The following is a 5,819-nucleotide window of genomic DNA, read 5'->3' as shown; positions in this document are numbered from 1 at the left end:
TAGTGCCATTCACTTAGTTTCTTGTGTCGTTTGGCTTAATTGATGACACGCCCTAGTTCAGGGACAAAAAAGTCATAGTCCTGAGTTTTAGCAACGAGCCTTTCCTAAAAACTGTGTAACTGCTTATAATCCAATAACAGGAGAATAAGCAATGACTACTCAATCTGACATTAAAAAACTGGCCGAGCAAATGGCTAGTAGCATGAAAAGCTTCGATGACATCAAAGACTTCCAAAAGCAGCTCATGCAATCCTTTATCGATACTGCCCTTGAAGCTGAGATGGAAGACCATCTAGGCTACCCCAAGCATGAGAAAGCGGACAAGCCTAACAAGCGCAATGGACACACTAAAAAGACCGTCCGAAGTGACACAGGCGATCTTGAGATCTCCACCCCAAGAGACCGTGACGGCGCTTTTGAACCTGCATTAGTGCGTAAGCATCAAACCCGTATCTCAGGTCTTGATGATAAAATCATATTCCTTTACGCCAAAGGTCAAACCACCACTGAGATTGTAGAGAGTATCAAAGAGCTTTACGACGTCGATATCTCAAGCAGCTTAGTTTCAAGAGTCACTGACAACATCTTAGAGGACATCATCGCATGGCAGAACCGGCCATTGAGTAGTGTTTATCCTATTGTCTATTTGGACTGCATTGTCGTTAAGGTACGTCAAGATAAGCAGATCATTAACAAAGCGATTTACTTAGCTCTAGGTGTCGCTCTTAACGGTAAAAAAGAGCTGCTTGGTATGTGGCTCTCAGAGAATGAAGGCGCCAAGTTCTGGCTAGGCGTTCTCACTGAACTACAAAACCGCGGGGTGCAAGATATACTCATTGCCTGTGTCGATGGTTTAAAGGGCTTTCCTGATGCCATCAATACGGTTTATCCCAATGCTCAGGTTCAGCTGTGTATCGTGCATATGGTGCGCTACTCAATGAAGTTTGTACCCTGGACGGACAAAAAGGCAGTAGCCGCTGATTTAAAGGCCATCTACGGCGCTGATACGCTTGAGATAGCAGAGGCTAACCTTGAGCACTTTGATGAGACTTGGGGCAAAGAGTACCCGCACGTGGTCAAGTCTTGGCGTAATAACTGGGAGGGCTTAACGGTATTCTTCGAGTACCCTAAAGACATCAGAAAAGCGATTTATACTACTAATGCGATAGAATCACTGAACAGTGTGATTCGGACAGCGGTGAATAAGCGTAAGGTGTTCCCGTCTGATCAGGCAGCGTTTAAAGTGGTATATCTAGCAACACAGCAGGCATCCAAAAAGTGGTCGATGCCTATCCGTAACTGGACGTCTGCTCTTAATCGCTTTATGATTATGTTTGATGAACGTATCAGCAGGCATTTAATCTAAACGGCAGTTACACAGAATTCGGGATGGTCTCTTAGCAACATCTACTACTTCTATTAAAAGACGATTATAGGCATTCTTTCTATAGAGATTACATACTACATAATTCACGAGACTGATTAAAACTGAAAAGAAATATATACCACTAAATCTACTTAAAAGCTTATTCATAATTGATTGTCTCATTACCAGTTATCATAGAAATCTTTCAGTTGCTTCAATCCTTGAGTTTTTTCGACAACCTCTTGAACTAACCCTTTGCCCTGACCATTTTTGATTGCTTTATTAATTTCATCTCTGTTGGCAACTGGTATAGTGTCATTATTCAACTTACCACCTACTTCAACAAATGAAACAATACTTTTTCTAGCTTTTTCATCAATTGCTTCAATGTTCTTATGAGCTGAAGACGGATGATAGATAGCATCTGCTTTTTTCTGTTCAGCACTTAAACTATTTTGATAAGATGTCTCTAACTTGATGTATTCTGATTCCGTTAAAATATTATTAGGATATTTCATATCTTTTCCAAACAACTTAACGAATGTTTTTTCATATATTTTGTCGAGCTCACTTAATTTTATACCTTCATTTCCACTACCAAGCCAATCATCTACACCAATTTTACCCAAATCAGCTTTAATAGGTCCAATTTCAGAAATAATATTAATTCCATCCTGAATTTTACCTGTTTTATCCACTATTTTGCCAATTTTTCCTGCCTCACTAGCAAGTGGCGTTGTTGTAATATAATCAGTTACTGGTGTTTTAGTTAGTTGATACGCCATTTTATAGTTGCCATTTGCTCTATAATATTCGCCAACACCTAGCAGTTTTCCAGACACGCTTTTGACAAGTAATCCATTTTCTAAACCTTCTGCAACAGCATCCTCGCGCCAAGCGTCTAACTTCTTATCAGACATCTCGACTTCATAAATTTCTTCGTCAGAAGCTTTTAGACTAGCAAACTATCTGTGTCTGATTTAGGAAACTGTAAAGGGGCAGGTTGTTCGAACCTTGGCGCTGGCTGCTCAACTCCAAAAACTTCAAAATCCGACTCACAGAACGACTGCTGAATTGCAATCAGTTTAGCACCGCAACTGGTGACATCACCACCGCGAGCGATGGGCGCACCATCAACAGTAAATGAGGGGTCACCTGTAAGAATAGTCGTCAATTTTTTACATTTCTTGCAAATAACTTTATCGCCTTTACGCGATACTTGAACGCCATTGTGAGTCGTATGCAGTGAACCCGTAATAACTTTGCCGCCGTGAGTGGTTGTACTACCTACTGTTATATAAGCCACCATGATATCGCCTTAAAGTTGTTAAAAAACTGAACTCAAGCCTAGTTAAACAGAGAGACAGACAAACAAATATCAATTAAATTTTTATTAGTATCTTTGAAAGTGATAAATCACTCTACGCGAATAATTTGTAATCTATTTTTCATTATTTAATATTGTGTTTTTGCACGACTATTTGTTGGAATAAAGCCGTAACCCACAACAAAAATTTTACTTGCGAGTTTATAAAACGTTAAATTTATGCGCCGTCAACGCCTCCCTTAACATCGCAATATTATAATAAGCATGCGCATTGACGGTATTTTGAAAGAAGATATACAGCGTATCAAAATGCTGACGCTGATTGGCAATCGCTTGTGCCCAATCCTGCATCTCAGCTTCGCTATAGCGATAATCATGGCGATCAGCCGCGCTCATGGCATCCCACCAGTTTAGATTGTTACCATGCATCCGTAGATAGCCGGTGCGCTCGGTAAATATCAGCCGTGACGGTGGTAGACCGCTGACTTTAGGATAATCGACGCTGCACCAAATTAGACCTTGCTCGATAAAGCTATCAACCACTTGCGGTGTGTGCCAAGCATTGTGTCGAAACTCAATCGCTAATGGATAATCTTTAAACCAACTGACCAGATTGGCAAGATAGAGACGATGCTCGCGGGTACGATCAAAGCCGTGTGGGAATTGTAATAATAGTGGCGCTAGACAATCAGCTTCGATAAGTGGCGTGAGGGCGGTGAGAAATGCTTGGGCGTGTTCGGCAGTGCCTTTACGTGCATGAGTAAAGTCTTGATGCAGCTTAACCGCGAACTTCAACTCACTGTCTGCTTGCACATAGGCCTTATTGACCATACCTGCAAAGGCTTTTTGTCCGATGGGCGCATAGAAGCTGCTATTGATTTCTACCGCACCGTATTGTTTGGCGTACTCGCGTAAAAAATCCGTCTTTTTGGTGCCAGTGGGATACAGCGTGCCCAATAAGTCGGTATCGCTGTAACCGCCAGTGCCGAGGTAAATACGCGGAGTAGGGGTTCTGTCCATGTTGACCACTCTTTGCTATTTTTGTTGATTAAATAAAACATATACATGGTTTATGGTGCGTGACTGGTATAAATTTTTCTGGCTTGCTGTGCCTACGCCGCTACGCCGACAGGGGCTACAAAACCTATGTTCTAAGAGCCAGCATCCCAGTCACGCTATATCGTTTCTACATTGCGTCGACTATATTATTTCTTCCGCGACCATAGCCATTCAATCAGTGCCAATAGCGCGTCGCTGTCTGGGTTATCGCCAAGCTCACGACTGATTGCTGCGCGTCCGTCATTGAATAGCGATTGCGCGTAGTTAGTCGCCTCATTAACGCCCATTAATTTCACATAGGTAGATTTGTCTAATTTTTCATCGCTGCCCGCAGGCTTGCCTAGCGCATCTGTGCTAGTGGTGACATCTAAGATATCGTCCTGTACTTGAAAGGCAAGACCGATATTCTGGGCGCAATCTTGTAGCGCCATACGCTGCGGAGCGGTAGCACCAGCACAAATACCACCCATCAGCATCGCCGCCTCAATCAATGCACCGGTTTTATCACGGTGGATGGCTTCTAAATTGGCTTGCGTGATGCTATTACTGGCTTCGGCATTAAGATCCAGCATTTGACCGGAGACCATACGCCTTGCTCGCGGCGCAAAGATGGCAAATAGTTGGCTGGCGATAGCTGAATCAAAAGGTGCAAAGGTTGGCATCTCTGCCGTTAATACCTCAAACGCTAACGTTTGCAGTACATCGCCTGCCAGCAGCGCGGTCGATTCGTCAAAGACGATATGGGCGGTTGGCTGCCCACGACGCAGCTCATCGTCATCCATACACGGCAAATCATCATGCACCAACGAGTAGGTATGCAGTAGCTCCACCGCCAACGCCGCACGACGATACATATCAAAATCGGAGTCATTCTCCAATAATGACGCTAAATTATCGTTTATATCCGTCTCTTTATTGCTGCCTTTATCGTTATCTTTAACACCACGATAATCATTCACACTAGCAAAGGCACTAGCTACTAATAGGGGACGTACCAACTTACCTTGTCCAGTCATGACATAGCGGCAGGCATCAATCAGCGGGCTTGGCAGCTCAGCGTAAGCAAATAATACGTCAATATCTTGCGCCAATTGCGTGCGCACAGCATGATGAAACTGCTCGGTGCTATCAAAAGACATAAAGCTAAGAGGCATAACGCTTGGTGTAGAGGAAACAGTCATAACTCAACCATCTATTAGGTGAATAATAAAATATCGTTAGTGTAGCATGATAGGTTATGTTGCTTATGCCGCCCGTATCGTTAATGGCCAATTTTTTAAAGCTTGATGTTAAAAATCAGAAGTTTCCTGTTAAACGCAGCACGAAATAATGTAACAAGCCCTCGTTACGTATTGGCGATTTAACTTAGGGGCCGAATATGTTTTGATAAGGTGGAGCGTTAAGAGATTGATGATGGCTAACCGACGTCTTTAAGTCGCTGATTTACAGATTATAAATTGAGTATGCAGGCAGTCACCTAAAGTACCTGAGTAACAAGGTAAAGGGCTGCTGCTGATTTAAGAGTGACTTGCGAGTATGGTATTAGCTTGTGACAGTCGGGGGCATAATCCCCTACACTAATTGGCGTGAAAATGATTTGGTGCTAAAAAAATGACTTTTCGTACGGATTGTCTAAGCGAAAAATTCATACAACACCGATTCTGATTCAAGGTTTTGACTCAAGTAACAGTAACAGTATCAGTATAACTATCAGTAACTGAAACAACAGTATATAAATAAAGCGTCCTATTTATTTGTGCTAATGCGGTAATATTGAGCATAGAACGTGAATATATAAATATGAACGCTGGATAATAAAAACCTCTTCACTGCTCAATCTATACTGACTTTATAAGGTAGTATATTGGCGGTGTTATTACTCGTTTTACTAACAATAACTGGCTAGGCACTTTAGAGTTAAAGCTTTTCTTTTAATTCTTAGATTAACACATGAAGTGCAATACCAAATGTGAGGTGAAAAAAAGACCTAGATGCGCTAGCATCAAAGTTTTTATCCACCGACCAAAGTGAGATTGCAACCATGAACTATACACATCTAAGCCTAGG

General features: G+C 42.2%; 5 protein-coding genes. 1 reads left to right on the top strand and 4 read right to left on the bottom strand.

The features are described from left to right. Positions 1-151 precede the first annotated feature (151 nt). Positions 152-1,366 (top strand): IS256 family transposase, encoded by a 1,215-nt coding sequence (locus EI162_RS13065; RefSeq protein ID WP_192524760.1) that lies wholly within the window; start codon positions 152-154, stop codon positions 1,364-1,366. Positions 1,367-1,548: 182 nt separating this feature from the next. Here the strand turns inward: EI162_RS13065 and EI162_RS13060 are convergent, their stop codons facing one another. From EI162_RS13060 to EI162_RS13045, 4 genes are all read right to left on the bottom strand, one after another. Further along, positions 1,549-2,286 (bottom strand): hypothetical protein, encoded by a 738-nt coding sequence (locus EI162_RS13060; protein WP_192524759.1) that lies wholly within the window; start codon positions 2,284-2,286, stop codon positions 1,549-1,551. Positions 2,287-2,318: 32 nt separating this feature from the next. Then, positions 2,319-2,675, bottom strand: a complete 357-nt coding sequence (locus EI162_RS13055) for a PAAR domain-containing protein (protein ID WP_192524758.1) — start codon at positions 2,673-2,675, stop codon at positions 2,319-2,321. A 219-nt stretch (positions 2,676-2,894) separates the two neighbouring features. After that, positions 2,895-3,713 (bottom strand): DUF72 domain-containing protein, encoded by an 819-nt coding sequence (locus tag EI162_RS13050; RefSeq protein WP_192524757.1) that lies wholly within the window; start codon positions 3,711-3,713, stop codon positions 2,895-2,897. A 185-nt stretch (positions 3,714-3,898) separates the two neighbouring features. Continuing rightward, positions 3,899-4,933, bottom strand: a complete 1,035-nt coding sequence (locus EI162_RS13045; protein WP_192524756.1) for a polyprenyl synthetase family protein — start codon at positions 4,931-4,933, stop codon at positions 3,899-3,901. Positions 4,934-5,819: the final 886 nt, after the last annotated feature.

It is taken from the genome of Psychrobacter sp. FME6, from assembly GCF_014861365.1.
Taxonomy (GTDB): Bacteria; Pseudomonadota; Gammaproteobacteria; order Pseudomonadales; family Moraxellaceae; genus Psychrobacter.
Note: the sequence above shows the minus strand (reverse complement) of the source record. Positions and strands in the feature narration are given on the sequence as shown.

Coding starts and splice junctions, on each gene's coding strand:
- EI162_RS13050 (WP_192524757.1), bottom strand. CDS start 3,713: ATGGACAGAACCCCTACTCCGCGTATTTACCTCGGCACTGGCGGTTAC.
- EI162_RS13065 (WP_192524760.1), top strand. CDS start 152: ATGACTACTCAATCTGACATTAAAAAACTGGCCGAGCAAATGGCTAGT.
- EI162_RS13055 (WP_192524758.1), bottom strand. CDS start 2,675: ATGGTGGCTTATATAACAGTAGGTAGTACAACCACTCACGGCGGCAAA.
- EI162_RS13060 (WP_192524759.1), bottom strand. CDS start 2,286: ATGTCTGATAAGAAGTTAGACGCTTGGCGCGAGGATGCTGTTGCAGAA.
- EI162_RS13045 (WP_192524756.1), bottom strand. CDS start 4,933: ATGACTGTTTCCTCTACACCAAGCGTTATGCCTCTTAGCTTTATGTCT.